This is a genomic window from Labrenzia sp. VG12 (assembly GCF_002237595.1).
In the GTDB taxonomy this organism is placed as follows: domain Bacteria; phylum Pseudomonadota; class Alphaproteobacteria; order Rhizobiales; family Stappiaceae; genus Roseibium.
This window is the reverse complement of record NZ_CP022529.1, coordinates 2861705-2887568: the sequence shown is the minus strand read 5'-3', so window position 1 is coordinate 2887568 and position 25864 is coordinate 2861705. Positions and strand designations below refer to the sequence as shown.

Sequence of the window (25864 nt, the reverse complement as noted above, 5' to 3'; positions counted from 1 at the left end):
GCTTTTGTGAAAGATCTGAGGGGCACCGCCGCCCGGTGTCCGTTGCCGTGGCGCGCACTGCTTTGCAAATTGGAAGGCAGCTGAGCTCCAGGTTTGGAACGGTGCCGAACAGGGCAGCTGGGCGGGCGGTGCATGGCCGTTTTAACCGTCGAGCGGAATGCGAATGACGACGCCGCCCATCACATCGCCGAGCTTGAAATCCGTGCGCGGGCTGTCCTTGTGGTCGTTGTGACAGCTGGCGCAGACCTCGGCGACGGCAATGTCCGGATAGACCGCCGTGAAGTAAGTCGTGCCGTCGATTTCTTCCTCGCCGTAGAAGTTTTCGCCAATGTTGTCGGCGACAAATTGCAGCCCTTCCTTCTCCAGCTCTGTCTGGTTCTCGGCATTCGGCTTGTTGATCGGCCAAAGCGACTGCAGGGAATATTCAAAGAGGTCTGTCCGATCGGCCACGGCCTCTGCGCCCATGCGGAACATCTGGGCGGGAAGCGGGGCGGCGACGTCATCTTCGAAGAATTCCGAGGCCTTGATCAGCTTGTGCTTCGCGACCAGCCGGCCAACGATCATCTTGGTGTAGATGGTGCGGTCGGAATCCATGACCGCATGAAGCATGTCGGTCACGTCCCTGGGCTCAATGCCATCCGCGTTGGCGACGGTCTGCGGCGCGGCTGCCAGCATCAGCGCTCCCAGCCCCGCTGCTGCGAGTTTGTTGAAGTTTCGAGGCATCGGCGTTATCTCCTTCGTGTTGCACGATGTGCGATGAAGCGGGAAGTGGGGAATGTGGCGTCCAATCACGGTCCCTACTTCTCGCGGCTAAGGGCCCAGTCGATGCTTTCGATATGCACCGCCGGGCGCCCGTTGAAATTGCTTTCAACGAGATTCGGATCTGCCAGGGCGTCGATGGAAAACTCCAGCGAATGGCAGGACAGACAGACCGGCCGGATCATTTTTTCGTTCGGCCGGAAATAGGCGTTCTGATTGTGCGTTGTGAAGATCTCGCCGCTGCGGCCCTCGATCCTGGGCATGTGGCAGTCGGCGCAGCTGACCCCGCTTCCCGCCGGTGCCTCGCCCGAGGTCTCGGCCTGCCACAGGGCAAAATGCGGTGAAGTGAAATAGTTGCGGCTGTGATCGTCGTCGTGACAGGTGCCGCAGCTTTCAACAGCGGCGACACGCAGGTCGACGTCATGGGGTTTATGGCAGTTGCCACAGTCGCCGAGCGCGACATCGTGGGCCTCGGGTTTCATTTTATCGGCAAGATAGGAGTCCCCCACGGTGAAGGGGGGAAGCGGCCTGTCCTGAAACAGGGTATGTGCAACACGTGCCAGACCGTCTTCCGCCATGGGCCGCGGAGGGGCGATTTTCGCATGAAGCTGCATGCCGTGCTTGCCTTCGCTGAAGCTCTTGCGCTGGGGCGTGTGACAGGTGCCGCAGATCTCGGCGCCGGGGGCTTCCAGCCAGTTTTCCTTGAGCTCAGCCAGGTCGGTCGTTTCGGCAGCCTCAGGCGCATGACAGCCGGCGCAATTGACGCCGCTGATTGCATGCGCGGACCCTGCCCATTGGGAAATCGCCGCCTTGGTCCTGTAGGTTTCAGGGGCAATGGCGTCTTCTGCAGTCAGGAGCTTTGCAAAGATCTCTTGGGCCTTTTCCCCGGTGTCCTGGCCCGCCTTGTTGTCGAGAAAGGCCTTGAGCGCAGCTGTCGGATCGGGAGCCTTTGAAGCTTCGATCAGGAAGGGCGTCGCCGGCTTCAGGCCGTCCTGGGCCAGCACCGGATGGTCCTTGAGCCAGTTGCCGCCGGCATGTTTGACCAGGAATTTTTCATAGAGCGCGGTGTTGTCATGGAAATTGTGGCATCCGGCACTGGCGCAGGTGGTGAAGGCCAGACCTTCGTGGCTTTTCCGGTCTTCGCCGATCTTCTGGTGACAGGCGCTGCACAGGTCCATCGGCAAGGTGACGGCATTCGCACGGGTCAGCTCGGGCAGATGTTCTGTGTGACAGGTGGTGCATTGCTGCGCGTTGAGGGCGGCCCTCAGCCTGGCCCCCTTGGCTCCGCGAAACTTCTTCGGTGGATGACTGTCGTTGGAAACTTTCTTTTCCGCCTCGTGACAGCCGAGGCAGGCCTGGGTCATCGCCTTGGCCAGTTTCTTCGGGCTCCTGGTCAGGTTGTCGCTCAGCCCCGTCGTGTGGCAGCTTTCGCAGGCGAGTTCGAACTGCTTGTGCGCACCGGTGGTCTTGCCGATGAGCATCAGATCTCTCTGGCCGCCGACAAACAGGATGCCGGCAAGCGCGGTGCCGGCAATGAGCGTCAGTGCGATCCAGAGGATCCAGAGCAGGGCCGTCTTGTTCATTCTCTCCCTCCGGCCTCGCTAGAATGCGTAAACGGTTGCGATGTGAATGATCAGCAGGACCGGCAAGGGCCAGAGTGCGAGAATGTGGACCCAGAGCGGCAGGGTTTTCGGAACAGTTGTTGCCCCTCCCTGACCTTGACCCGGATCCGGCAGGGCGTGGTCCGCTCCCTTCACGAAGCCGGCCACAGCGCCGAAGACGAGCGTTGCCAGGAAGCTGAGCATCAGCAAGAGGTTGAGGTTTGAACCGAGGCGGAAGCCGGTATGCACAACAAGGCCAAGCGCACAGGCAAGGCCGATGGTCAGATGAACCAGGCGCCAGCCGTCATAGCTGCCAAGACGTCCCAGGAGCCTGATGCGTTTGCGCAATCCGATGACCGCGGCGGACACTGTCAGCGCCAACAGGGTGTAGCCGGTGTATTGTTTCCAGAGACTGTCGAACCACAGGCTGAACCAGAAGTCCTTCGTGGCATAGGTGTCGGCCAGCGCGATCCGGGGCAGGATTGCGGTCGCGAGCGCTGCCAGCGCGCCCAGAATGGAAACACCGATCAGCCAGCGCCACCATCTGACCGGTTCGGGTGGGGCGTCACCCTGGCCGAGAAGCTCCAGGATAAGGGGTTTGCAGGTGCCGCAGACTGTGTTGGCGCTGGTGGTCGCACGGACATCGTCCAGGGTCTGCGACCCGAGCGTGATGCTGTCGAGAACCGCGCCTTTTGTGGTTCCCGTGCAATTGCAGACGATTGCTTCCCTGGGCCAGCTGGCGACACTGTCATCGCCCTGGGGCCAAAGGTCGCCTGATCTGGCAAACCGGGCGGTTTGCCAGAAGCGGACCGGTTGCCGTTTTCCGATGGCCTGCTGCAGCCGGGTGGCCTCGGGCCAGTCGCCGACGCCGAGCGCGGCCACCAGTCTGCCGCGGTCGACGAAGAGGCGTCTGTAGACGCTTCCGTCGGCGGGCTGGAACACAAAGGACTTGATGTCCTGCTGCTGCTCGATGGATTCAAAATCGCCCATCGAAAAGACGTCGGCGCCGATGACCTTCAGTTTGGTGGCCGGCACGGACCCTAGGTAGGTGGCGTCTTCTTCATCGCAGATATGGGCCACGGCAATCGATGCCTGCTCGTAACCGGGCCCGACCAGGCCATAGATCTGACCGGCATGCTCGACGCATTCGCCGATGGCGTAGATCGCGTCATCATCCGTGCGCATGCTGTCGTCGACGACAATGCCGCGCCGGTGGGAAAGGCCGATCCCGGCCGCCAGCTGGGTGTTGGCACGCACCCCGGTGCAGATGATGACCGTGTCGGCTTCCAGGACCCTGTCCTGACCAAGGACAACCTTCTCGACCCGGCTGCTGCCGGAAATCTCGTGGACCCGTTCACCGACAAGCACGCTGATCCCGATGGCTTCGATCCGTTCCTTCAACACGTTGCCTGCCGCCAGATCGAGCTGGCGCGGCATCAGTCGGTTTTCGTGTTCGACGACCGTGACGGCCGCGCCACGGGCCGCCATGCCCCGAGCTGCTTCCAGACCCAGCAATCCACCGCCGATGACAAGCACCTTCCTGGCGGACATCGATCTGGCCACAAGTGCTTCGGCATCATCGAAATTGCGGAAGGTGAAAACGCCCGGCAAATCGGCGCCAGGGATGGCCGGGACGAAGGCACGGGAGCCGAGGGCCAGGATCAGCTTCGAATAGGGCTGGATCCTGCCGGAGGAGAGAGCGACCAGGCGGTTCTCCCGGTCGACATCGACCACGGAGACACCGTCATACCGGTGAACCCTGCCGGGGCGCGGAAAGTGGTCGCTGGCGTAGATCTGCCCGACCTGCTCTTCCCCGGCCAAAAGCGGGGTGAGCTTTACCCGGTTATAGGGACGCCAGCGTTCGGCATTGAACAGGATGACGGTCCGGCCGCGGCGGGACAGTTCCTGCGCGGCCCGTGTGCCCACCGGACCGCCCCCCACGACGACGACAGGAGGCATCAGTGTCTCTTCCTGAAGGCCTTGATCCGAGCTGGTTTTAACGTCGGCAACTACATTCATGGGTCTTCCGCCAAACAAAAAGCCGTCTTGTCCGGAAACTCTTCTGAGCAACCGGAAAAGACGGCTTTGTCTCGTGCCCAACGCTGGGCGGTTCAGATTTCAGGACCCGGCACGGGCCGAACCACACGCAGCAATTAGCGTGCCAGTGGAGCTGGAATACGTTTGTTCATAAGAGTCAGAAGGTTAGCGCTTTTTGGGTTTTGTTGTTGATTGCCAAAAGTGCGGAGATCTTGTGCAATTTTGCGGAGTTGCCTGCCTATTGTGCATTGCAAAAACTGCGCAAGGAGACGTCACCTGGAGGTCCGTCCGATCCGGCGTCAGTGTCCTAGTTGAACATCGCGTTGGGCAGCAACAGCGCGATCTGGGGAAAGGCGACGATCAGTGCCAGTGTGACGATCATGGCCAGCCAGAAGGGCATGATACCGGCAAAGATCGTTTCGATCCGGACGTCCGGCACGACGCTCTTGACGATGAAGACGTTGACGCCCACGGGTGGTGAGATGAGCCCCATTTCGAGAACCAGCACCATCACCACGCCCAGCCAGATCGGATCGAAGCCGAGGCCGACCACCAGGGGAAAGACGATCGGAAGGGTGATCACCAGCAGAGACAGGCCCTCGATGAACATGCCCAGAATAACGTAACCCAGCAGGATCAGTGCGAGCGTTCCATAAACCCCGAGATCAAGTCCGGTCATGCCGGCGGCGATGGTGGCCGGCAAGTGGGAAAGGGCCACAAAGGGTGCGAACACATTGGCGCCGATGAGGATGAAGAAGGCCATGCCGGTCGTCTTCAGGGTTTCGGCGCTGACATTGTAGAGCGTCGGCAGGGTGCATTTGCCGCGCAGGACCAGCATCAGCAGGGCGAAGAAGGCGCCGACCCCGGCTGCCTCGACGGGCGTGAAGAAGCCGGTGTAGATGCCGCCGATGGTGATGAAGATGATGATGCCGATCCCGGTTGCCCGAAACAGGCTGATCAGCTTCTCCCGAAGCGTGAACACAGGTCCGCGCGGACCTTCCTCGGGCCAGAAGAAGGTGACGAAGGCAATCGCCACCAGGAACATGGCGGTCAGAAGCAGGCCCGGCAGGACACCTGCCATGAACAGCCGGCCAATGGATTCCTCCGTCAATACCGCGTAGATGACAAAACCCGTTGAAGGCGGGATCAGGATGCCGAGGGTTCCTCCGGCCGCGATGGAACCGGTCGCCAGCCGGTCGCCATACTTGAAGCGGTTCATTTCCGGATAGGCGACCTTGCCCATCGTGATGGCCGAGGCGAGTGAGGAGCCGGAAAGGGCAGCAAAGCCTGCGCAGCCCATGACGGTTGCGGCGGCCAGTCCGCCCTTCAGATGTCCGATGATCTTGTGTGCCGCCTCAAACAGGTCCCGGCTCAATCCCGCAGCGGATGCCAGATTGCCCATCAGGATGAACAGCGGAATGATGGTCAGCTCGTAAACGGTGACGGTTGCAAAGACCTGTCCGCTCACCGTGAAGGCCGCCGCCTGAAAACCGGAGAGGGCGACGGTGCCGGCAAAGCCGACAACCAGCAGGGAAATGGCAACGGGTGTTCCAAGGCCGAGCAGCAGGAAGAGCGCCAGGAACCCCAGAAAGCCGACATATTCCGGGCTCATCTGAAAAATCTTTCAACAAGGAGAATGAGGGCCGAGAGCGCGCAGCCGAAGGCGACCGCGTAATAGGACGGGCCAAAGGGCAACTGCAGCAAGAGCGTTGTTTCTCCGAACATGGCGGCTTCGCGCGCGTTCACGAAGGCGCGCCAGGCGACATAGGAGAGGATGGCGATGCCAAGGGCGGAGGTCAGCCAGTCGAGGGGGGATTGGACCCATTTGGGCAGCCGCACCACCAGCGTGTCGATGGCAATCAGGCGGCCCGCCAGCACACAGAGCGGCAGGCTCAGGCCGACAACGAAGGACAGGAGGATCTGGGCATAGTCATTGGCGCCGAAAATCGGGCTGTTCAGGAAGGACCGGAGCAGGGCGTCTGAGACAGAAAGGCCCATCAGGACAAACACGGCGACTGCGCCGAGTATGACAAGCGGGACTTCAAGAAACGTCCTCCAGCGCGCGGATCCCGCGCTGGAGGCTGCCAGTTTTTCAAGAGCCATTTGTCAGTTGGCACTCAGCTTTGCTGCGATGGCTTCGGCATCCTTGCCGATCTTTTCGCTTTTCTCATCGAGGATCTTGGCGAGGGCCGGCTTCATGGCCGCCCGGAATTCAGCCTCTGCGGCCGCATCGATCTCGATGAGTTCCACCCCGCTGTCCGCGGCAAGTTTCAGTCCGGCCTGCCCGGCTTCATAGAAACCCTTGGCGCCGGCAAGGCTGATGGTACGGCCCGTCAGCTCGTCCAGCTTCTGCTTCTGGCTGTCGCTGAGGTTGTCCCAGCTCTGCTTGTTCATCAGAAGATAGAAACTGTCGAGCGCGGAAGGAATGTTGGTGGTGACGTATTTGGCTGTCTCATGCAGCTTGTAGGAGCGGATGCCGGACGGCCCGATCATGACCGCGTCGATCACGCCGGTGTTCATGGCATTGTAGACATCCGGTGTCGGCATGGAGACGGGAATGCCGCCCCAGGCCTCGATCAGGTCTGCCATGACCGGGTTCGGTGCGCGGATCTTCTTGCCCTTCATGTCGGCGAGCGTGCGTACCGGGTCTTCGCGTGAGATCAGCACAGACGGGTTGTTCGCCCACAGGCCCAGCAGTTTGGTCTGCGAATATTCGTCCTCAAAGAGATCGATATTGTCCCAGAGTGCATTGGTGGCTTCCGTGCCGTTGGCAAAGAGACCCGGAATATGGACCAGGCCCGTGGTCGCGAACTGACCCGGTGTGTATTCGGGAATGCCGAAGACGATGTCGGCCACGCCGGTGACAACCCGCTTGTATTGCTGGACTGGGCCCTTGCCCAGTTCGCCGGACGGGTAGATCCGGATGGTCAGTTCACCGTCCGTTGCGGCCTTGATGTCCTCGGACAGAGGCGTCATCACCCCCCGGTCCATCGGGTGCATGGACGGCATGAAATGAGCCGCCTTGAGTTCTGTTGCGGAGGCCGTCTGCAGGCCCAGAAAAACTGCCGCAGCGGCAGCGGTTCCCGCGAGTGCTGCGCGAAAACCCATTGATTTGGTTGGCATTTCCTCTCCCCTCCCAAATTAGTTTACATTGGTAATTAACTTGAGTAATTATCATTGTTAACTGATTAGAAGAGATGCACCGGGCTGAGTCAAGCCTGTTCGCGCGGGGAGACACATGGCGGCTGAGTTCACGCTTCACAACAGGATCGGCTTCAAGGTGACGCGCCTGGCGCGGATCATGGAAAGCCGGCTGGAAAAGCAGCTCGCGGTCCATGGCATTACGCGGTTGCAGTGGTGTGTGTTGCGGGGCGTCGGGCTGGAAGGCGTAACGTCGCCCTCCCAGCTTGCCGATTATATCTGCATCGCCCGTCCGGCCATTTCCAGGCTGCTCAAGTCCATGGAGGAGCATGGGCTCCTGATCCGGAACGGGATCGACGACGACAAGCGGTTTACCGAAGTTGCGCTGACCGATCTTGGCCAAAGCAAGCTGACCGCCTGCCACGGTCTGGTGCGCGAGCTCAACCAGCATTTCAGCGAAAAGCTGGATGGCGATATCTACGACGTCTTCATGGATGCCATCGATCGCCTGACGGAGGGGGAGGACGTGCAGCTGACACGGCTTTGAGCGTGGATCAGGCAATGGCTGCGGAGTGTTTGTAATCGGCCGGTTGATGTCCGGGGGGAGAGAGTGAAGTTTTTTTCAGACAAGTCGCGTCCCGTTCACCTGGGGCCTTTTCCACTGGAGCGTCTGGCGCGGCGGGAAACACTCGTGCTGCCGCCGGACATGCCGGCTTTTGCGCCGCTGACCTTTTCCAGACCGGATCGACCGGAAAACATCATCAACGCGATGACGGAAGCCCAGGCGATGCTGGACACCGTGCGCGACGGGCTGGTCAACCGGTCTCGCGCCGACATACCGGACGATCTGGTCGAACGGCAGAACCATCTGAAGTCCTTCAGCTATTATTCCGACGTGTCGATGGCAGGCACCTGCGCGGTGCCGCCGGTCGCCCTGTTGAGCGAACCGGCGCGAAATCCGGACATCGGCCAGCTGGCGGAAAAATTGCGCAACGGGCAGCACAAGTCGCTCGCCTCCGGCATCGACATGATCATGGCGGATCTCCGCGATGCCGTGAACGCGCCCTTGAAATCGGTCGGGCATCACCAGCATGCGCTGGTCTTTCTGGTGCAGACACCGCGCCCGGTCCGGGCGGACGAGCCGGGCCATCGCTGGCTGGAGGGGGCGGAACGCCACCGATCCGCCTTGCGGGCGATGGAAGTCGCCGCGGTGCTTGCGCAGTATATCCGGCTCCTGGGTTTTGAGGCGCGCGCGCATGGACATTCGGCAAGCGATGTGGATCTGAATGTGCTCGCGGTTGCGTCGGGACTTGCAAGTGTCGAGGAAGGGGCTCTGGTCAATCCCTATCTGGGAGAGCGGTTTGCCATTGCCGCCGTGACAACGGACATGCCGTTCGCCCATGACCTGCCGCTGAAACCGCTGGCAGAGCAACCGACGTGGAAAACCCACGGTCTTGCCTGGAAGATAGGGTACCGGACAGCCCGGAATGCCGGCAATCTCGATCCTTACGCGAAGCGCCGCTATGTCGACGGTGCGCATCCTTTTGAAACCCTGAAACGGGTCGACACGCCGACCACCTATATCGACGAGGACCGTGTGCCGCGTGTTCCCAAGCGGACGGACATGTTTGCCCGCTCGCTCTTTGGCGATCTGGGCAAGAAGGTGCAGCAGGCCTCGACCAATGGGCAATATGTGCGCAAGTCCGCGCCGTCCATGGCGCAGCGGCGCGCGCTGGGCGCTTTCGTCCTCTTGCAGGATGGTGAGCCGGCAAAACGGGAAGCTTCGGCACCACCTGACCCGGTTGAAAACGCACAGAACCTGAAGGCGATGTCCTATTTCCTGGGTGTTGATGCCGTCGGCCTGTCGCGCTGCCCGGACTGGGCCTGGTATTCGCACGACGCCACCGGCGCGCCGATCGATCCACCCCATGATCAGGCGATTTCCATGGTCATTGACCAGGGCTACGAGACAATGGAAGGCGCAACGGGCGACGATTGGATTGCCGTTTCCCAGTCGATGCGGGCCTATCTGCGGTTTTCCATCCTTGGCAGCATCGTTGCCAAGCAGATACGTAACCTTGGCTACAAGGCTAAGGCCCATACGGTAATCGACGGCGAAGTGCTGCAGCCGCCGCTTCTGCTGCTGTCGGGCCTGGGCGAGGTCAGCCGCATCGGCGAGGTGATCCTGAACCCGTTTCTGGGGCCGCGCCTCAAGTCCGGTGCTGTGACCACAGACATGCCGATTGCCCATGACAAACCGATTTCCTTCGGACTGCAGAGTTTTTGCGAGGCCTGTAACAAATGCGCGCGGGAATGCCCGTCCGGGGCGATCACCGCCGGGCCGAAACTGATGTTCAACGGCTACGAGATCTGGAAATCCGACAGTCAGAAATGCACCACCTATCGCATCACCAATGAAGGCGGAGCGATGTGCGGCCGGTGCATGAAGACCTGTCCGTGGAACCTGGAAGGTGTTTTTGCCGAAGCGCCGTTCCGCTGGGCCGCAATGAACATTCCGAAAGCTGCGCCCTTCCTGGCGAAGCTGGACGACATGGTCTGCAATGGCGAACAGAACCCGGTCAAGAAATGGTGGTGGGATATCGAGCTGGCCGAGGACGGCGCCTACCGGCCCGCGAAACAGCCGGTCAATGATCGTCCGCTGCAAAAGGATCTCGACCTCAAATATGAGGATCAGACACTTGCCGTTTACCCGGCTAACCTTGCGCCGCATCCCTGGCCGTTTCCGTTCCCGATGGATCGGGAAAAGGGGATCGAGGCCTACCAGGCGCTGATCACGGCACGGGAATACAAGGCAAGGCTGGAGCGCGGCGAGACCGAGGGCCTTGCCCATGAATATCGCATCGATGGCGATGCGCCGGTTATCCGGGTGGAGGTTGTCAAGGCCGAGGCCATGGCGGGCGATGTCACCAAATACGAGCTTGCGTCGCTGGACGGGGCGCCCTTGCCCGAGTGGACGGCGGGGGCCCATATCGACATCGTCGTTGCGCCGGAATTCCTGCGGCAATATTCGCTCTCCGGCAATCCTGCCGACAGGAGCCGCTACCAGATCGGGGTGCTGCGGGAAGACCAGGGCCGGGGCGGATCACAGCTGCTGCACCGGATCTTCACCGAGGGACGGAAGATCTTCATTTCAAAACCGATCAATCACTTTCCCCTTGTGGAGGAGGCTGGCAAGTCCTTCCTGATGGGCGGCGGCATCGGCATCACGCCGATGATTGCCATGGCGCACCGGCTGCATGCCACCGGTGCGGATTTCGAGCTGCATTATTCCGTTCGGTCTCGGGAAACGGCTGGATACCTGAAGGACCTGGCAGCGTTTCCCTGGGCCGACAAGGTGCATCTCCATGTCAGTCAGGAAGGCACACGCGCCAGGTTCGATGAGATCCTTGAGGGCTATCGTCCGGGCGATCATGTCTATTGTTGCGGGGCCGGTGCCTACATGGACGCCGTGATGGCGGCAGCCGAGGCAACCGGGTTCTCGGAAGAAGAGCGGCATCTGGAATATTTCAACGTTCCGGAAATGCCGGACTATGAAAACCATCCCTTCACGCTCAAGCTGGCCAAATCGGGGATAGAGCTGGAAGTGGCGGCCGACCAGACAGCCACGGACGCGCTGGCGACCCGCGGCATTCATGTGGACGTGAAATGTTCCGACGGTATTTGCGGTGTCTGCAAATGCGACCTCGTGTCCGGCGAGGTCGAGCATCGGGACTTCGTCTTGTCGAAGAAACAGCGCGAGACGGCGGTCATTCTTTGCCAGTCACGGGCCGCGAAAGCCGGCGGTGTTATTGAGGTCGGTCTCTGATTGTCGGACTGCGGCGCTTTTTCAAGCGCCGCATTTTTCTCATGCGGTGCAGAGATGACACGCGACGCGGGCGTGTTCCTGGCCGAATTCGCGAACGTCCGGGCGATCCTTGCGGCAGAGGTCTTCGGTGAGGGAACAGCGCGGGTGATAGCTGCAGCCGCTCGGCTTGTTGATCGGATCGGGGATCTCGCCGGAAACGATCTCTGCCGTGCGGCCGAAGGCATCTATATGAGGCGCCGCATCCATCAGCATGCGCGTATAGGGATGACGCGGGTTCTGGAACAGCGTGTCCCGGTCCGCCACCTCGACCAGGCGGCCGAGATAAAGAACACCGATTTCGTCGGCCATGTAACGGATCACCGACAGGTCATGGCTGATGAAGAGGTAGGTGAGGCCAAGCTCCCGCTGCAGGTTCTTCATCAGGTTGAGCACCTGGCTCTGCACCGAAACGTCGAGGGCCGAGGTCGGCTCGTCGCAGACGATGAATTCCGGATCGGAGGCGAGCGCGCGGGCAATGGCAATGCGCTGGCGCTGGCCGCCGGAGAACTCGTGCGGGAACTTTTCGCCATCCGATTTGGCAAGGCCGACCTGGTCGAGCAGCTCGGCAACCCGCTTGTCGATCTCCGAAACGGGCATCAGTTCAAAGGCCCGGATCGGTTCGCCGATGATGTGCTTGACGCGCCAGCGCGGGTTGAGCGAAGCGTAAGGGCTCTGGAAGATCATCTGGATCCGGCGACGCATGGCCATCTGGCGCTTGCGGTCCTTGATGGCGAAGAAGTCTTCGCCATCGATGAGCACCTTGCCGCTGGTCGGTTTCTGCAGGCCGACAATCATCCGGCCGATCGTTGACTTGCCCGAACCGCTCTCGCCGACGAGAGCGAAGGTCTTGCCTTTCGGAATGTCGAAATCGACCGTGTCGACCGCGGTCAGAAACTGTTTCTTCTCCAGCGCAAGCATGCGGTTCAGCCAGGGCTTGGAGACGTCAAAAATGGCGCCCAGGCTCTGGGCGCGGATCAAGGGGGTCTCGCCGGTCATTCGGTGGCTCCGGAGAACTCTTTTGTTTTGGCTTGATAGGCGGGATCGTAGAGCCAGCAGGCGACTTCGCTGCCATCGACCGGTTCAAGGATCGGAATGTCCTGGAAGCAGGCACCTATGGCCTTCTCGCAACGCGGGTTGAACGCGCAGCCCTTCGGGATGGCCCGCAGGTTCGGCATTGATCCCGGGATCTGGCTGAGCGTGTGCATCGTGCCCGTCGTTGACGGTGTCGAAGCCATCAGACCGGTCGTATAGGGGTGCGACGGTGTGCTGAGCACGTTCCGGGTCGGGCCGATCTCGGCAATGCGCCCGGCGTAAAGAACAGCGACGCGGTCGGTGCTTTCCGCGATCACGCCCATGTCGTGCGTGATCAGGATGACCGCCGTGCCGCGCTCCCGGCACAGGCGCTTCAAGAGCGCCATGATCTGCGCCTGGACCGAGACGTCGAGCGCCGTCGTCGGTTCGTCGGCAATGATCAGTTCCGGTTCCGCCGCCAGGGCCAGCGAGATCACCACGCGCTGGCGCATGCCGCCGGAGAACTGGTGCGGATAGGCATCGATCCGGCTGGCAGCCGCGGGAATGCCGACTTCCTCCAGAAGCGCGATGGCCCGGGTCCGGGCTTCGCTGGCTGAAACAGGCAGGTGCGTCCGGATGGTCTGGATCAGCTGCTGGCCGACCGTCATCAGCGGATTGAGGCTGGTCAGCGGGTCCTGGAAGACCATCGCGATCTTCTTGCCGCGGATCCGGCGCATCTGGTCTTCGGAAAGATTGTCGATGCGGTTGCCGTCGAGGTGGATTTCACCGCCGCTGATCCGGCCCGGACGGTCGATCAGGCCGATGATGGCGGAACCGCACATGGATTTACCGGCGCCGCTTTCGCCGACGAGGCCGAGAATTTCGCCGGCGCGCACTTCGAAACTGACCCGGTCGACCGGGCGCAGAACGCCGTTGCGTGTCGGAAACTCGACGATCAGATCGGAGACCTTGAGAAGAGGTGTGTCTGTCACGGGTCTATCGCAATTTCGGGTTCAGGACGTCCCGCAGCCAGTCTCCGAACAGGTTCACGGAGAGGGCGAGCGCCAACAGGGTCAGGGACGGGAACAGCAGGATCCACCATTCGCCGGAGAGGATATATTGCCGGCCGACATTGATCAGCGTTCCAAGGGACGGTTCGGTTTTCGGTGCACCGACCCCCAGGAAGCTCAGGGTGGCTTCGGCAATGATGGCCAGAGCCAGGCTGATCGTGGCAATCACCAGGATCGGTCCGGTCACGTTCGGCAGGATGTGGCGCAGCATGATGCTCCAGCGGGTGAGACCGATCAGGTGGCCGGCCTGCACATATTCCTTTTGCCGTTCGACCATCGTCGCGCCGCGCACCGTGCGTGCAAACTGCACCCATTCCGACAGGCCGATTGACAGGATCAGGACCCAGATCGCCATTTCGTCCCGCAGGTCCGGCGGGATGAGGCCCTTGCCGATGCCGTAGAGCAGCATGGCGACCATGATGGACGGGAAGGTCATCTGAATGTCGGCAATGCGCATGATGACGCCGTCGAGCCAGCCGCCGACATAGCCGGAGATGAGGCCAAGCACCACGCCGAGGGTCATGGCGAAGAGAACCGCAACTACGCCGACAAAGAGCGAGATGCGCAAGCCGAATAGGATGGTGGAGAAAACGTCACGGCCCTGATCGTCGGTGCCGAGCAGGAAGTAGTCGCCGGTAAAGTCGTTGGCCGACATCGGCTTGGTGAAGCCGTTCATCAGGTTGAGGCTGGCCGGGTCGAACGGTGTGTAGGGTGACAGCAGCGGAGAGAAGACCGCGCCGAGGACCAGCACCGCGAAGACGATCGAAGACACGATGATGACCGGCGCCGACTTGTAGGAGTGCCAGATGTCGGACTGCAACCAACGTTGCAGGAAGGTGGTCGCGACGGCTTCCTTGAATTCGGGCCGGGCCGACGCGCCTTTTGGGGTTTGAATATCCATGATGCCTCTTGTCCTCAGCTGTTGCTCACACTGAGACGTGGATCGATGGTGAAATAGAGCAGGTCGACGATCAGGTTGATGGTCACGAAGATGACCGCAACCAGCAGCAGATAGGCCGACATGACCGGAATATCGACGAAGCTCACCGCATTGAGGAACAGCAGTCCGACGCCGGGCCACTGGAAGACGCTTTCGGTGATGATTGCAAAGGCAACGATCGAACCGAATTGCAGACCGGTGACGGTGATCACCGGCACGAGCGTGTTCTTCATGGCGTGACCGAAATTGACCGTCTTCTGGCTGAGGCCGCGGGCGCGGGCAAACCGGATGTAATCGGTCCGGAGCACTTCGAGCATTTCGGAGCGCACCAGCCGCATGATCAGGGTCATCTGGTAGAGACCGAGCGTGACGGCGGGCAGAATCATCGACTTGAAGCCGTCCCATGTCAGGATGGCAAGATCGACACCAAGGAAACTGCGCGTGTCACCGCGTCCGAACGATGGCAGCCATCCAAGATTGACGGAAAACAGCCAGATCAGGAACACGCCGATCAGGAAGGTCGGCAGCGACACGCCGATCAGCGAGGACGTCATGATGAAATTGGCGATGTAGCCATCTCGTCGGATGGCCGTATAGACCCCTAGTACGAAGCCCAGCGATATGGCGATCACCCCGGAAAGGAAGGCCAGTTCAAGTGTGGCCGGAAGGCGTTCCAGGATCACTTCGCCGACCGGCAGGCCGGCCCGGTAGGAGACGCCGAAATCGCCGGTCAGGGCGCGTTGGAAAAAGCGCACATATTGAACGATAAGCGGATCGTTGAGGCCGAGCCGTTCTTCCAATTCGGCGCGGTCCGCGACGGTGGCTTCCTGTCCCAGCATGTTCTCGAGCGGATCGCCCATGAACTTGAACATGGCAAAGGAGACGAAACCAACGGCCATGAGAACAAGCAGGGCCTGGCCCACGCGCCGGATGATGAATGCGAGCATTTTGTATATGCCAATCGAAAGACTGTGGCGTCGGCAACAGTCTGCTGGAGTCCATCGATAGGGATGCGATTGCTGTTCAGTGACGGTCAGGCCTGGTGCGTTTCACGGGGAAGATGCAAATCACCCGTCGCAAGTCCCTGAAGACATGCCGGCACGTCTGAGCAAAATCACGGAAACCGTGCCGGCTGAAGGACAGCCGGCACGGTCGCCGCTTTCACGACTTACTTGCTGAAGGTCATGAACTTGAAGTGCGGCTGATCTTCCGGCTGGACCGGGAAATCAATGTTGCCCTTCATGCCCCAGTTCAGAACCTGGTTGTGGATCGGCAGGTACAGGGTTTCTGCTTTCACCGTGTCCCAGATCTCGCCGAGCGTACCGTTGCGGACCTCTGCATCGGTCTCGGAAGCCAGGCTCTGGATCTTGGCGTCAATGTCGGCGTTGGAGTAGCGGGTCGCATTCCAGGAGCCGTATTTGTCGGTGGTCGTGTGAACGAGGAAGTTGAAGATATACTCGGAGTCGAACGTCGGAACGCCCCAGCCGAGCATGTAGAAATCAGTTTCCTTGTTCTTGATCAGCGGGAAGTGCTGGGCCTTCGGCTTGGCGTCGAGGTTCACCTTGATGCCGATCTGGCCGAGCATGCCGACAGCTGCCTGACAGATCGCTTCGTCGTTGACATAACGGTCGTTCGGGCAGTTCAGCGTCAGGCTGAAGCCATCGCCGTAACCGGCTTCGTCCATCAGGGCCTTGGCCTTGGTGACGTCATACTCCGGATAGGCGTCGAGCGCCTCGGTCCAGCCGTTGACGAAAGGCGGCATGATGACACCGGTCGGAGCGGACTGGTCGCGCATCACGACCTTCTTGATGGCATCGCGGTTGATGGCGATGTTCATCGCTTCACGCACGCGCTGGTCGGCCAGCGGGTTCTTGCCATCGACGCTGTCGCTGGTCAGGTCCGCGTCACCCATGTTCATGCCGAAGAAGATGGTGCGGTTCTGTGCGGCGGTGCTGAGCTTCAGACCATCGGTTTCGGCCACACGGGCCAGATCCTGCACCGGAACGTCCTGGATCAGGTCAACTTCACCTGAGAGCAGCGCGGAGACGCGGGTCGCGCTTTCCTGGATCGGGGTGTAGATGATTTCGGTGACTTCCATCGGGAACTCACCCTTGCCCCAGTAGTTTTCGTTCTGCTTCAGGACCGTCTTGGAATCCTGCTTGCGGCTTTCCAGAACGAAGGCGCCGGTGCCGTTGACAGAGCGGACGCACGGGTTGTCACCGCCATTGGCAACGTCCTGCGGTGCTTCACAGCCGTTGGAAACGGTCCAGTCGCTGTCCATGATGAACAGGTTGGTCAGGTTGTTCGGCAGAAGCGGGTTCGGGCCGTTGGTCTCGATGTGAACGGTCAGGTCGTCGACCTTGCGCACGTCCTTGATGGACGCCAGCAGTTCCTTCATGGCCGAAGTCGGCATCATGGCGCGCTTGAAGGAGAAAACAACGTCGTCGGCGGTCATGTCTTCGCCGCCATGGAACTTCACGCCTTCACGCAGCTTGAATTCCCAGACATTCGGATTGTCGGTCGGGGCCCAGCTGGTGGCCAGCGCCGGAATGATCTGGGCTTCCATGTCGCGCTGCAGGAGCGGCTCGTACATCTGGTGCGCCAGCGCGTGGGTCGGGCCCTCGTTCTGAGCGTGCGGGTCAAGCGTCAGCGAGTCGCCGGCGCGTGCCCAGCGAAGCGTTTCGGCATTGGCCGCGCTCAGACCGGCGCAAAGCGCCACACTGGCCGCGGTCAGTTTCAGGAAAGTTTTGGTCATGTAGTTCCCCTCGGTTTTGCCTGGGCCGGTTTTTCCGGCGTGATCTTATGGCGATCCCCAGCCTTGCTTTAAGGACGTCTTCGCGGCCGGGTTGGTTCTCTCACATGATGTGGCCCGTTCCCGCGATATCCTGTTGGTTAAAAAAGCGTTCCGACTTTCGAGAGTCAAGCGATAAGTATATCTACGCAGCTGACGTTACGTGCAATTTCGTTCCTCTGAAGCGCAAGTTCGGGAACAATCTGGTGTGCCTGTCCATCAAACGAGGCAGCGCCGGATGTTTTCTGCCGTTGGGGCCAGAGGGGCTTAGGCTTTTCGGCATAAAAAGTTCACGGGAATTTGAAACAAAAACCGAAAAATCCGAAAGCAGATTTGCTCCTGTTGAGAAGCGACAAATGCCAATTATGGTTAATGTGTCGAGCGCCTGTTCAGTTGGTTGTATCAGTGGGTGTCGGAGTTTCATGAGTTGCATGGCGACTTTTCGACCTGTTTCAGGTCTCTTGGCCTGTCGGTGCCTGAGGTGCATTGTCTTGCCGACAGCTTCTGGAGCGCCAATTCGCCTGTCGCACCGTCTTCCAATTCCAGTCCGGGTGGGGCCATGATAAAACTTGCGGAACAGTTCGAGCGCCGTTTCGGCGAAACGTTTGACCCGGACCGGTTTCCTGAAGCTGCCGGGGTCCTGGCGGGGATGCTCGCACGCGGCTCCTGTCGCGACTTTGAGCCCAGGACAGTCGACGCAGAGCTCGGCCGGCTGTTATGCGCCGCAGCGCTGGCGTCGCCGACAAAGAGCGACTTGCAGCAGCGGGACATCATTCTCGTGCGTGACCCGAACCTGAAAGCCGACATTCTTGAACTGGCCGGTCCAGCGTCCTGGTTTGCAAACGTGCCGAACCTTGCAGTCTTTTGCGGCAACAACCGGCGTCAGCGACAGGTGCACGAGCTGCGCGGGCATCCGTTCGTCAATGACCATCTGGATGCGTTCTTCAATGCAGCCGTCGATGCAGGGATCGCGCTTTCCGCCTTCGTTACCGCCGCCGAGGCAATCGGCCTTGGCTGTTGTCCGATCAGCGCGGTCCGGAACGAAGCCGCAAAAGTGAGCGAGCTGCTGAACCTGCCCAACCATGTCTTTCCCGTTGCCGGTCTCGCCTATGGCTATCCGAAGCAGACTGCGCCGACCATCAGTGTCCGGTTGCCCTTGTCCGTGACCGTGCATGAGGACCGGTTCCAGGAAAGTGACCCGGAGACGGTGATTGCCGACTATGACCGGCGCAGAGAGGCCCTGCAGCCTTACACGGAGCAACGCACGCCCGAACGCCATGGTCTCACGGCGACATATGGCTGGTCGGAAGACAAGAGCCGCCAGTATTCATTGCCGGAACGCGACAGCTTTGGGGCCTTTGTCCGGGCCAAGGGTTTCAAGCTGACCTGAGGCCTGGTGTGCCGATCGCATGCAAGATGGGGCAGGCCGCTGAAAACAGGAGATTTTCCAAACCTGCTTGTCAATGCGGGATGGAGGCGATATCCGTCACGCAAACAGCAAGCCCGGTCCGGAGATCGAGGTCCTGTCAGGCGGACTGAAGCCTGGTCAGTGACCTGTGCAAGCGAGGCCGAATTTGAAGGGCGTGCCGTCTCTTACCCATACGCAACAAACGCCCGCACGAGGCGGGTTGGACCTGGAGACACATGATCGAGACCCCGTATTACCTGATCGACAAAGCCGGTCTGCTCCGAAACCTGGAAAAGATCGCCTATGTGCGTGAACGTTCCGGTGCCAAGGCGCTTCTGGCACTGAAATGCTTTGCCACCTGGTGCGTGTTCGATTTCATGCGCGAGTACATGGATGGCACGACATCGTCGTCCCTGAACGAGGTGCGGCTTGGCCATGAACGGTTCGGCAAGGAAACGCACGCCTATTCGGTTGCCTATGCCGACTACGAGATCGACGAGGTGATCTCGCATGCCGACAAGATCATCTTCAACTCGATCAGTCAGCTGGACCGCTTTGGCGACAAGGCGGCCGGTATCGTGCGTGGCCTTCGTCTCAACCCGCAGGTGAGTTCCTCCAGCTTTGATCTTGCGGATCCGGCGCGTCCGTTCTCGCGTCTCGGCGAATGGGATGTGGTCAAGGTGGAAAGGGTCATCGACCGGATCAGCGGCTTCATGATCCACAACAATTGTGAAAATGATGATTTCTCGCTGTTCGATCGCATGCTCGGCGACATCGAGCAGAAATTCGGCAGCCTGCTTGAGCGTGTGGAATGGGTCAGCCTCGGCGGCGGGATCCACTTTACCGGCGACGACTACCCGCTCGACCTGTTTGCGGACCGCCTGAAGGCGTTCTCGGAAAAATACGGCGTCCAGGTCTATCTGGAACCGGGCGAGGCCTCGATCACTCGGTCGACCACGCTGGAGACCACCGTGCTCGACACGCTCTTCAACGGCAAGAACCTGGCAATTGTCGACGCGTCCATCGAAGCCCACATGCTTGACCTTCTGATCTACCGGGAAAGTGCCAAGGTGAGCCCTGATGAGGGCGCGCATTCCTACATGATCTGCGGCAAATCCTGTCTTGCCGGCGACATTTTCGGCGAGTTCAGGTTCCCGGCCGAACTCAGGACCGGTGACCGGGTTTCCATCCAGGACGCAGCCGGTTACACGATGGTCAAGAAAAACTGGTTCAACGGTGTGAAAATGCCGGCCATCGCCATGAAGGAGCTGGACGGCACGATCGTGCCGGTGCGCGAATTCACCTACCAGGATTACGAACAAAGTCTGTCTTGAGACTTGAACCCGAACACCCCCAAGTTCCAGGGAAGGTAAGAAACCTCATGAAAAAGAACGTCCTTATCATCGGCGCCGGTGGTGTCGCCCAGGTGGTGGCGCATAAATGTGCGCAGAACAACGATGTCCTCGGCGACATTCACATTGCCTCGCGTACGGGCTCCAAATGCGACGAGATCATCAAGACCGTTCATGAAAAGAAGGCCCTGAAGCAACCGGGCGTTCTGGAGGGCCACGAACTCAATGCACTCGACATCGACGCGACCGCAGACCTGATCCGGAGCACCAAATCCGAGATCGTCATCAATGTCGGCACCGCCTTCCTGAACATGTCGGTGCTCAGCGCCTGCCTCAAGACCGGTGCGGCCTATATCGATACGGCCATCCACGAAGAGCCGGGCAAGATCTGCGAAACCCCGCCCTGGTATGCCAATTATGAATGGAAGCGGGCCGACGACTGTGAGAAGGCCGGCGTCACGGCCATTCTCGGGGCCGGATTTGATCCGGGCGTCGTCAATGCCTATGCGCGCCTTGCCAAGGACGACTATCTCGACAAGGTCACCGAGGTCGACATTGTCGACATCAATGCAGGCAGCCACAGCCGCTACTTTGCCACCAATTTCGATCCGGAAATCAATTTCCGTGAGTTCACCGGCACCGTCTATTCCTGGCAGAAGGGCGAATGGCAGTCGAACAAGATGTTCGAGATCGGCAAGGAATACGACCTGCCGGTGGTCGGCAAGCGCATGGCCTATCTCTGCGGCCATGACGAAGTGCATTCGCTGGCCAAGAACATGGACGGCGCGGATGTGCGCTTCTGGATGGGCTTTGGCGAGCATTACATCAATGTCTTTACCGTTCTGAAGAACATCGGCCTGCTTTCCGAGCAGCCGGTCACCACGGCCGAAGGGCTGGAAGTGGTGCCGCTGAAGGTGGTCAAGGCCTGCCTGCCGGATCCGTCCTCACTGGCGCCGGAATATGAAGGCAAGACCTGCATCGGCGATTTCGTGAAAGGCATCAAGGACGGCAAGGAGCACGAGGTGTTCATCTACAACGTTGCCGACCACAAGGAAGCCTATGAGGAAGTCGGCAGCCAGGGCATTTCCTATACAGCCGGCGTGCCGCCGGTGGCCGCGGCCATGCTGATCGCGACCGGCGAATGGGACGTGAAGAAGATGGCCAATGTGGAAGAACTGCCGCCGCACCCGTTTCTGGGCATCCTGAACCGGATCGGCCTGCCGACCCGCATCAAGGACGCCGACGGCGACCGGCCGATCGAATTCTAAGTCTTGCGCAGACACTGAAAGAAAAGGGCCGGCGGCATGGTGTCATGCCGCCGGCCCTTTTTTGCAATTCGTCAAATGCTCAGGGCTTCGTACAATGAAGCCGGGAACGCCCTATTTCTGGGACAGGTATTTCGGCGGTTCCGTCAAGAGCAGAACAACGAAAACCAGCACCGGCGTGAAGATCACGCTGGCCAGAAAACAGCCGAAGGAACCCAGGCGCGTTTCTCTACCCCGGTAACCCACGAGCACGCACAGGAACAGGTATATGATCAGCGGGGCAACATACATCAGGCGGCTTCCGGTTTGTCTTCCGCCACGTCTTCGCCTTTCCGGATCATCTTCTTGAAGTGATCCTTGTAGGCCTGGGCGTCAAAGTTCAGTACATCGCCACCGGATTCAAAATGCTGCTGGAACACCTTTCCGACGGCGTAGGTGAAAGCGCCGAGCGTAGCACCGGATCCCGCTATCCCCAGCGCCGTTCCGACGACTGGAATGGTCTTCATGAAACTCGAGGCGATGAAAGTCCCTGCGCCAACACCGCCAAGACTGCCCAGCAATGCCGTGACAGCCGATTTGGCAGCATTTTCCGAGAAGGGCACGTCATAGGCCTGCGCCAGCTTGCGGATCAGGTTGAGCTGGGTGCCAATAGCCGCGACGAGGTCGAAAACCGGAATGGGAATGAGGCCGGTGCCCGTGCCGACGATGACATGATCCCGAATGATCTTGTCCGCGCGCTCGGTGCGTTCTTCAGCGGTCATTTCCGCCTGTTCGGTCTTTTCCGTGTTTTCTGCGAGTTTCTCGGCTTCTTCGGCCTTGTCGGCCGGTCCTGCCTTGGTGGAACCTGTGCGAGTGGACTTCGTCGTCATGTCACATATTCCTTTCAGCTTGGCAGCACCGCGCTGCTTCCCCTAGGTGAGAGTAGCTTGAGAAGGCTGCGAATTCAATCTTGCAATCCAGAGTTTAGTTTTCATTCCTCTGCTTATTATCCGTGTTTTCCGTCTCTTCGGTTCCGGTATCCATCGGCGGTTCGTCGGTCGCACTGGGACTGTCGGCGTCCATTTTGTCCTCTGCGTTTGCTGGAGTATGTGCCTGAGGGGGATCGGGGAACAGCTTGGGCAGGGTTGCAAAATCCGGCAGCCGATAGTGCTGCGGATTGACGGCCGCCGGCGCCGGCAGGTCCGGCTGTTTGGTGATGTCGCTGCCCAGAATGAGCGGCAACTGATCTTCGCCACTGCCAACGATCACGATCTTGCTGTTGTTGGACTGGGCAAGTTCCACGGTGGCCTCGATCCCGCGCCAGGTCAGTAGCTGTGGTGTCAGCGCGTCTGCCACGATTGAGTAGAAGGTCTGGTAGCCGATGGCGTCGATGCGCTTGCGTTCGGCCTCCTTGCGTGCCTGTTCAAGCACGTAATCATAGGCGAGCGCATTCTGTTCTTCGGTCAGTTTTCGCGAAATGGCCTGATTGAGTTCCTTCGGCAGCTGAATGCGTCGGAGAATGACCTGTTCGAAGATTACCAGGTCCTGTTCATTGGAGTCGATAGCCTCCATGACCTCGGTTTCCAGCCGGGTCAGATCCACCTGGTAGAGCTCGTGCGGATCATATTTGCCGATGACGGAACGGATGGCCTCGATCGCGGTTGGCCGAACGAAGCGTTCCGCATACTCGGGGCCGATGGTCTTGTGAAGCTTGCCTGCATTTTCGGCCTTGGGGTGAAACAGGACGGAAATGTCGCTGGTGATACGCAGTCCGTCGGCGGCAAGGCCGTGAACGGTGTCGTCCTGTTTCTGCACCCGGACCTCATACCGGTAGACCCGGTTCCAGGGCCATTTTGCATTGATGCCTTCAGTGAAAACAAAACTGGTATCGGTGCCGGTTGTCAGGGTGCGGAAAAGCACGCCGACCTCACCAGGGCCGATGATGAAGAAGGTCAGGGGCCAAAGAACAATGGAAGCGAAGCCGAGCAGCATCAGGTAGGCAATCGCCTTGTCTGTGCGGCTCAACCCGTGGCGCTTCCGAGGTTTGCCCGCCACGGCCTTTGCTTCAACCTCGTCATCAGCAACGTTCATCCGGAACTCCCTGAAAACGGACCGGTGTGTCGGGCCGTCCGGCTGATCTCACTGTTCAAAGCCGGCATAAAATCAAGGCCTCTCAATGCCTTCCGGTGCACAGCCGGCCAAGGCACAAGCTGCAGACTTGCAAGAAAACCCCTGTGTGGCAAGCGGGATTGTTGCACTGGTCAAAGCTGGAATAATTTGCTTAAGTCGTCTTGCATTGCGTTGCGTCATCGCAACTTGTGGTTAACGATCCGGCCGCGTTGCCGGGCATTCGAGACTGAAGGAGCGGGTGGTGGCGTCCAGTTCGGGAACATTCAGTTTCGATCGGCGCGACCTCAGCCGGTTCCTCTACGATCTCTATGACTACGAGCCGAAACTGTTGCGCCGCCTGATTTCGGCGCGGCCCTATGTCTGCCCATTCGACGAGATCGAACGGCATGTGCCACCGGGAGCCAGGCTCCTTGATGTCGGCAGTGGCAACGGCTCCCTTCTTGCAATCCTGCTTGCCGCCGGACGAATTCGCGAAGCCGTCGGCTGTGACGTCCACGAAGGTGCGCTTGTGTCGGCGCGAACGGCCGCCGGACGCACGGGGCATGGGGAGCAGGTCTCCTTTCAGAAAATCGGCGGGTTCGAAGACCTGCCTTCCGACCGGTTCGACGTGGTAACGATGATTGATGTTCTTCATCATATTGCCGAGAAGGACAGGGCGAGGGCTGTCGCCCAGTCCCTGGAGCGCGTGGCTCCGGACGGGATCTTCCTGTTCAAGGACATGGTCGAAGGCCCGTTCTGGCGCCGTCTGGCGCATAATCTCGACGACTACATCTTTTCGGGTGAATGGGTGACACAGGTCAAGACAGCTGCGCTGAGGCGGCAGGTGCTGGAATCAGGGTTTGACCTTGTCGAGGAAAGGGAAATACCAAGACTGTGGTACGGCAATACGCTGTTGGTGTTCAGGCGGCAAAGTAAATAAACTGTGTCTCTTCGATTTCGGAATTTGTTAAGGAAAATTAACAAATTTTTTGATGGAAAATCAGCTGCGTGATTTATCTTGCCGTTGAGGAAAGAATGTGAAGAGTGAAAGGGTGCAATTTTAAGTTTAAGTGAGTCGATCCTTCTAACGCCTTGAAGGGGGCCGAATTGGTTTCAGATATTGCCAGTCGTCGCATGTTCCTGGCCGGGTATATCCTCGTTCCCGGCAGTCACTTCGCCGGGATGTGGCGGCACCCTTACAGCGAGACCGACTATTGCGATCCGGACCTGTTCAAGGACACGGCCGTCACGCTGGAGCGTGGCGGTTTCGACCTGGCCTTCATTCCCGAATCCCTGAGCGTGACGACCGGCCTGAATGACGATTACGAGACCTTCCTGAAGCGCGGCGCGGTTGGCGCGATCCGGCATGATCCGAGCCAGCTCGTGTCGCTGATGGCCTCTGTCACACAGTCGCTCGGCTTCACGGTCACTCTGTCCACGACCTTCATGGAACCCTATCATCTGGCGCGCACGTTGAGCACGCTGGATCACTTCAGTCGCGGCCGGATTTCCTGGAATGTCGTTACGTCTGCCGGACCGAGCAACGGACACAATTTCGGTCACTTCCCGAAACTCACGTCTCCGGAATCCTATGACAGGGCCGAAGAGACGCTGGAGATCTGCAAAAGCCTCTGGCAGTCCTGGGACCAGGACGCCATGGTCGCCGACAAGGCCGCCGGGATCTACGCCGATACCGACAAGGTCCGACCGATCGATCACGACGGAGACCTGTTCAAGTTGCGCGGTCCTTTGTCGCTGCCGGCAGGCCCTGCCGGAGAACCGATCCTGATGAGTGTCGGCGTCTCGCCGCGCGGCCGGGACTTTTCCGCAAAATGGGTGGACGTCATCTTTGCGATCCAGGCCGATGCGGACGGCATGTCGGAACTGCGCGCGGATGTGCGCCGAAGGGCGGCCGAACGCGGTCGCGATCCGGAGAAGCTGTTTCTTCTGACGGCGGTCCAGCCCGTGATCGGCGAAACGGAAGCCATCGCAAGGGCCCGGGCGGACTATCTGGACGAACTCATTCACACGGATGTCGCCGTCGCGTTCCTGTCCGGCATGCTCGGCCTTGATGCCACCGGGTTTTGCCCCGAGACACCGATTGAAGAGGTGCTGAAAAGTGCCAGCGGGCCATCGGCTCAAAAGGCGGCCGTGGACGGCGGTGCGGCGTTCCCCTGGCTTGAGCGGATCCGGCAGGAAGACAAGGACCGGGACTGGACGCTCGGCGAGATTGCCATCCGCATGGCGCGCAGCACCTCGACCCCGCGTCTTGTCGGGACGCCCGAGCAGGTGGCCGACCAGCTGGAAAGCTATTTCCTCGCCGGGGCCTGTGACGGCTTCGTGATCACCCCAACCCATTTTCCGGGAAGTTTCGACGAGTTTTCCCGGTCGGTCGTGCCCATCCTGCGCGACCGCGGACATGTGTCGGAGGCGGCTTCGGGACCGCTCTCCCTCAGACAAAGACTGGGACTGCAAACCTGAAGAGACCGGCCTCGCGGTATCGGCGGGGCCAACGCAAACCTGTGCATGTGATCTG

At 60.1% G+C, this 25864-nt stretch carries 21 protein-coding genes; 7 read left to right on the top strand and 14 right to left on the bottom strand.

Annotated features, from left to right (window positions below; all coding sequences use genetic code 11):
• Positions 1 to 141 precede the first annotated feature (141 nt).
• The 6 genes from CHH27_RS13475 to CHH27_RS13450 form a co-directional block, all read right to left on the bottom strand.
• On the bottom strand, positions 142 to 723 hold the full coding sequence (locus CHH27_RS13475; RefSeq protein WP_094072050.1) for a DUF3365 domain-containing protein: 582 nt from the start codon (positions 721 to 723) through the stop codon (positions 142 to 144).
• 74 nt (positions 724 to 797) lie between these two features.
• The gene (locus tag CHH27_RS13470; RefSeq protein WP_094072049.1) at positions 798 to 2342 is read right to left on the bottom strand and encodes an ammonia-forming cytochrome c nitrite reductase subunit c552; all 1545 of its coding nucleotides are present in this window, start codon (positions 2340 to 2342) and stop codon (positions 798 to 800) included.
• Between the two features lie 18 nt (positions 2343 to 2360).
• On the bottom strand, positions 2361 to 4379 hold the full coding sequence (locus tag CHH27_RS13465) for an FAD-dependent oxidoreductase (protein WP_094072048.1): 2019 nt from the start codon (positions 4377 to 4379) through the stop codon (positions 2361 to 2363).
• A gap of 325 nt (positions 4380 to 4704) precedes the next feature.
• Positions 4705 to 6009: a TRAP transporter large permease gene (locus CHH27_RS13460; RefSeq protein ID WP_094072047.1), complete on the bottom strand. Its 1305-nt coding sequence runs from the start codon at positions 6007 to 6009 to the stop codon at positions 4705 to 4707.
• A complete protein-coding gene (locus tag CHH27_RS13455) occupies positions 6006 to 6500 on the bottom strand; it encodes a TRAP transporter small permease (RefSeq protein WP_094072046.1) in 495 nt (164 codons plus the stop codon). Before CHH27_RS13455 ends, CHH27_RS13460 begins: the two co-directional genes overlap by 4 nt.
• 3 nt (positions 6501 to 6503) lie before the next feature.
• On the bottom strand, positions 6504 to 7520 hold the full coding sequence (locus CHH27_RS13450) for a TRAP transporter substrate-binding protein (protein ID WP_094072045.1): 1017 nt from the start codon (positions 7518 to 7520) through the stop codon (positions 6504 to 6506).
• Between the two features lie 115 nt (positions 7521 to 7635).
• Between CHH27_RS13450 and CHH27_RS13445 the strand changes: the two genes are divergently transcribed.
• Positions 7636 to 8085, top strand: a complete 450-nt coding sequence (locus CHH27_RS13445) for a MarR family winged helix-turn-helix transcriptional regulator (RefSeq protein ID WP_094072044.1) — start codon at positions 7636 to 7638, stop codon at positions 8083 to 8085.
• Between the two features lie 63 nt (positions 8086 to 8148).
• A complete protein-coding gene (locus tag CHH27_RS13440; protein ID WP_094072043.1) occupies positions 8149 to 11364 on the top strand; it encodes a reductive dehalogenase in 3216 nt (1071 codons plus the stop codon).
• 39 nt (positions 11365 to 11403) lie between these two features.
• On the opposite strand, the gene CHH27_RS13435 is transcribed toward CHH27_RS13440, so the two are convergent.
• From CHH27_RS13435 to CHH27_RS13415, 5 genes are all read right to left on the bottom strand, one after another.
• Positions 11404 to 12399: an ABC transporter ATP-binding protein gene (locus CHH27_RS13435; RefSeq protein ID WP_094072042.1), complete on the bottom strand. Its 996-nt coding sequence runs from the start codon at positions 12397 to 12399 to the stop codon at positions 11404 to 11406.
• Positions 12396 to 13406, bottom strand: coding sequence for an ABC transporter ATP-binding protein (locus CHH27_RS13430; RefSeq protein WP_094072041.1), 1011 nt, complete (start codon positions 13404 to 13406; stop codon positions 12396 to 12398). Before CHH27_RS13430 ends, CHH27_RS13435 begins: the two co-directional genes overlap by 4 nt.
• Positions 13407 to 13410: 4 nt before the next feature.
• Complete coding sequence (locus CHH27_RS13425) at positions 13411 to 14385, bottom strand: ABC transporter permease (protein WP_094072040.1); 975 nt, start codon at positions 14383 to 14385, stop codon at positions 13411 to 13413.
• Between the two features lie 14 nt (positions 14386 to 14399).
• Entirely contained in the window at positions 14400 to 15371 is a 972-nt protein-coding gene (locus CHH27_RS13420) for an ABC transporter permease (RefSeq protein ID WP_094072039.1), read from the bottom strand.
• 221 nt (positions 15372 to 15592) lie between these two features.
• A complete protein-coding gene (locus CHH27_RS13415; protein WP_094072038.1) occupies positions 15593 to 17179 on the bottom strand; it encodes an ABC transporter substrate-binding protein in 1587 nt (528 codons plus the stop codon).
• A 595-nt stretch (positions 17180 to 17774) separates the two neighbouring features.
• On the opposite strand from CHH27_RS13415, the gene CHH27_RS13410 reads away from it, so the two are divergent.
• From CHH27_RS13410 to CHH27_RS13400, 3 genes are all read left to right on the top strand, one after another.
• Positions 17775 to 18605 (top strand): nitroreductase family protein, encoded by an 831-nt coding sequence (locus tag CHH27_RS13410; protein ID WP_094074729.1) that lies wholly within the window; start codon positions 17775 to 17777, stop codon positions 18603 to 18605.
• Positions 18606 to 18859: 254 nt separating this feature from the next.
• Entirely contained in the window at positions 18860 to 19957 is a 1098-nt protein-coding gene (locus tag CHH27_RS13405; RefSeq protein ID WP_094072037.1) for a carboxynorspermidine decarboxylase, read from the top strand.
• A gap of 47 nt (positions 19958 to 20004) precedes the next feature.
• On the top strand, positions 20005 to 21243 hold the full coding sequence (locus CHH27_RS13400) for a saccharopine dehydrogenase family protein (RefSeq protein WP_094072036.1): 1239 nt from the start codon (positions 20005 to 20007) through the stop codon (positions 21241 to 21243).
• A 111-nt stretch (positions 21244 to 21354) separates the two neighbouring features.
• Here CHH27_RS13400 and CHH27_RS27955 read toward each other — a convergent pair whose 3' ends face one another.
• The 3 genes from CHH27_RS27955 to CHH27_RS13390 all read right to left on the bottom strand — a co-directional run bounded on the left by CHH27_RS27955 (position 21355) and on the right by CHH27_RS13390 (position 23310).
• Positions 21355 to 21531, bottom strand: coding sequence for a hypothetical protein (locus tag CHH27_RS27955; protein WP_198338420.1), 177 nt, complete (start codon positions 21529 to 21531; stop codon positions 21355 to 21357).
• Complete coding sequence (locus tag CHH27_RS13395) at positions 21531 to 22109, bottom strand: YcjF family protein (RefSeq protein WP_094072035.1); 579 nt, start codon at positions 22107 to 22109, stop codon at positions 21531 to 21533. Before CHH27_RS13395 ends, CHH27_RS27955 begins: the two co-directional genes overlap by 1 nt.
• A 94-nt stretch (positions 22110 to 22203) precedes the next feature.
• The gene (locus CHH27_RS13390) at positions 22204 to 23310 is read right to left on the bottom strand and encodes a prohibitin family protein (RefSeq protein ID WP_094072034.1); all 1107 of its coding nucleotides are present in this window, start codon (positions 23308 to 23310) and stop codon (positions 22204 to 22206) included.
• Positions 23311 to 23590: 280 nt separating this feature from the next.
• Between CHH27_RS13390 and CHH27_RS13385 the strand changes: the two genes are divergently transcribed.
• Both CHH27_RS13385 and CHH27_RS13380 read left to right on the top strand, forming a co-directional pair.
• Positions 23591 to 24268, top strand: coding sequence for a bifunctional 2-polyprenyl-6-hydroxyphenol methylase/3-demethylubiquinol 3-O-methyltransferase UbiG (locus CHH27_RS13385; protein ID WP_157738924.1), 678 nt, complete (start codon positions 23591 to 23593; stop codon positions 24266 to 24268).
• A 167-nt stretch (positions 24269 to 24435) separates the two neighbouring features.
• On the top strand, positions 24436 to 25809 hold the full coding sequence (locus CHH27_RS13380; RefSeq protein ID WP_247646228.1) for an NtaA/DmoA family FMN-dependent monooxygenase: 1374 nt from the start codon (positions 24436 to 24438) through the stop codon (positions 25807 to 25809).
• The last annotated feature ends 55 nt before the right edge of the window (positions 25810 to 25864 follow it).

Excerpts from the sequence above, each read along its gene's own strand:
- CHH27_RS13425 (WP_094072040.1), bottom strand. The coding sequence starts at position 14,385 with ATGGATATTCAAACCCCAAAAGGCGCGTCGGCCCGGCCCGAATTCAAG.
- CHH27_RS13405 (WP_094072037.1), top strand. The coding sequence starts at position 18,860 with ATGATCGAGACCCCGTATTACCTGATCGACAAAGCCGGTCTGCTCCGA.
- CHH27_RS13420 (WP_094072039.1), bottom strand. The coding sequence starts at position 15,371 with ATGCTCGCATTCATCATCCGGCGCGTGGGCCAGGCCCTGCTTGTTCTC.
- CHH27_RS13390 (WP_094072034.1), bottom strand. The coding sequence starts at position 23,310 with ATGAACGTTGCTGATGACGAGGTTGAAGCAAAGGCCGTGGCGGGCAAA.
- CHH27_RS13445 (WP_094072044.1), top strand. The coding sequence starts at position 7,636 with ATGGCGGCTGAGTTCACGCTTCACAACAGGATCGGCTTCAAGGTGACG.
- CHH27_RS13455 (WP_094072046.1), bottom strand. The coding sequence starts at position 6,500 with ATGGCTCTTGAAAAACTGGCAGCCTCCAGCGCGGGATCCGCGCGCTGG.
- CHH27_RS13435 (WP_094072042.1), bottom strand. The coding sequence starts at position 12,399 with ATGACCGGCGAGACCCCCTTGATCCGCGCCCAGAGCCTGGGCGCCATT.
- CHH27_RS27955 (WP_198338420.1), bottom strand. The coding sequence starts at position 21,531 with ATGTATGTTGCCCCGCTGATCATATACCTGTTCCTGTGCGTGCTCGTG.
- CHH27_RS13410 (WP_094074729.1), top strand. The coding sequence starts at position 17,775 with ATGATAAAACTTGCGGAACAGTTCGAGCGCCGTTTCGGCGAAACGTTT.
- CHH27_RS13400 (WP_094072036.1), top strand. The coding sequence starts at position 20,005 with ATGAAAAAGAACGTCCTTATCATCGGCGCCGGTGGTGTCGCCCAGGTG.
- CHH27_RS13460 (WP_094072047.1), bottom strand. The coding sequence starts at position 6,009 with ATGAGCCCGGAATATGTCGGCTTTCTGGGGTTCCTGGCGCTCTTCCTG.
- CHH27_RS13450 (WP_094072045.1), bottom strand. The coding sequence starts at position 7,520 with ATGCCAACCAAATCAATGGGTTTTCGCGCAGCACTCGCGGGAACCGCT.
- CHH27_RS13475 (WP_094072050.1), bottom strand. The coding sequence starts at position 723 with ATGCCTCGAAACTTCAACAAACTCGCAGCAGCGGGGCTGGGAGCGCTG.
- CHH27_RS13395 (WP_094072035.1), bottom strand. The coding sequence starts at position 22,109 with ATGACGACGAAGTCCACTCGCACAGGTTCCACCAAGGCAGGACCGGCC.
- CHH27_RS13465 (WP_094072048.1), bottom strand. The coding sequence starts at position 4,379 with ATGAATGTAGTTGCCGACGTTAAAACCAGCTCGGATCAAGGCCTTCAG.
- CHH27_RS13470 (WP_094072049.1), bottom strand. The coding sequence starts at position 2,342 with ATGAACAAGACGGCCCTGCTCTGGATCCTCTGGATCGCACTGACGCTC.
- CHH27_RS13415 (WP_094072038.1), bottom strand. The coding sequence starts at position 17,179 with ATGACCAAAACTTTCCTGAAACTGACCGCGGCCAGTGTGGCGCTTTGC.